The organism is Streptomyces sp. WELS2 (genome assembly GCF_013870595.1).
Lineage (GTDB): Bacteria > Actinomycetota > Actinomycetes > Streptomycetales > Streptomycetaceae > Streptomyces.
This window is the reverse complement of sequence record NZ_JACBWZ010001272.1, coordinates 1-1,273: the sequence shown is the minus strand read 5'-3', so window position 1 is coordinate 1,273 and position 1,273 is coordinate 1. Positions and strand designations below refer to the sequence as shown.

At 74.5% G+C, this 1,273-nt stretch carries 1 protein-coding gene and 1 tRNA gene; one reads left to right on the top strand and one right to left on the bottom strand.

All coding sequences use genetic code 11. The features are described from left to right. Nucleotides 1–172: 172 nt before the first annotated feature. Nucleotides 173–265 (bottom strand) — tRNA-Sec (locus tag H5J33_RS35645). A 37-nt stretch (nucleotides 266–302) separates the two neighbouring features. Here H5J33_RS35645 and selD point away from each other — a divergent pair. After that, a partial coding sequence (selD, locus tag H5J33_RS35640; protein WP_181798777.1) for a selenide, water dikinase SelD occupies nucleotides 303–1,273 on the top strand: 971 nt, incomplete at its 3' end.

The window sequence follows — 1,273 nt, the reverse complement described above, 5'->3', positions numbered from 1 at the left end:
CGCTCCACGGCGTAGCGGATGGCGCGGCTGAGCAGCCGGCCGTCCAGCTCGTCCCGGAACAGATAGTCCTGGACGCCCAGGGGCACACTGAGCGCGTGGACGAACAGCGCCGGCGCTGTCGTGAGGCTGCGGTGAACGGCGACGGGCCAGAGAACGCAGACGACCGGGTGAACGGAGACGGACGGGAATCGAACCCGCCGGCCCGAGATCCTCGGGCCCCTCGGTTTTGAAGACCGGGAGGGCCACCAGGCACCCACACGCCTCCACCGCCCGTCAGGCTACCGCCCGAGGAGACCACCGCCATGACAGCGACACCCACCCGCCCGGCACCCGTACGCCTCACCCGGTTCGCCCACGGCGGCGGCTGCGCCTGCAAGATCCCGCCCGGCGAACTGGAGGAGGTGGTCGCCGGACTGACCGCGCCCGCCCTCGCCGGGGGTGACACCCCGCTGCTGGTCGGCCTCGCCACCGGCGACGACGCGGCGGTGGTCACGTACCGGGGGACCGCCGTGGTGTGTACGGCCGACTTCTTCACGCCGGTCGTCGACGACCCCTACGACTGGGGCCGGATCGCCGCCGCCAACGCCCTGTCCGACGTGTACGCGATGGGCGGCCGGCCCGTGCTCGCCGTCAACCTGCTCGCCTGGCCGCGCGACCTGCTCCCGTTCGACCTGGCCCGCGAGGTGCTGCGCGGCGGTCTCGACACCGCCACCGAGGCGGGCTGCCACGTCGGCGGCGGACACAGCGTCGACGACCCCGAACCGAAGTACGGCATGGCCGTCACCGGTGTCGCCGACCCCGGCCGGCTGCTGCGCAACGACGCCGGCCGGCCCGGGCTTCCGCTGTCCCTGACCAAACCCCTGGGCACCGGCGTGCTGAACAACCGGCACAAGGCCACCGGCGAACGCTTCGAGCACGCCGTCGCCACGATGGCCGCCCTCAACCGGGAGGCCGCCGAGGCCGCGCTCGCCGCCGGCGCCGAGTGCGCCACGGACGTCACCGGGTTCGGCCTCCTCGGCCACCTGCACAAACTGGCCCGCGCCTCCGGGGTGACCGCCGTGCTCGACACCGCCGCCGTGCCGTATCTGGAGGGCGCCCGGGAAGCCGTGCGGGACGGGTACGTCAGCGGCGGCACCCGGCGCAACCTGGAGTGGGTCGCGCCGCACACCGACTTCGGGGACACGGACGCGGACACCCGGCTGCTGCTCGCCGACGCGCAGACCTCCGGGGGGCTGCTCGTCGCCGGGGAGGTGCCCGGAGCGCCGGTGGTGGG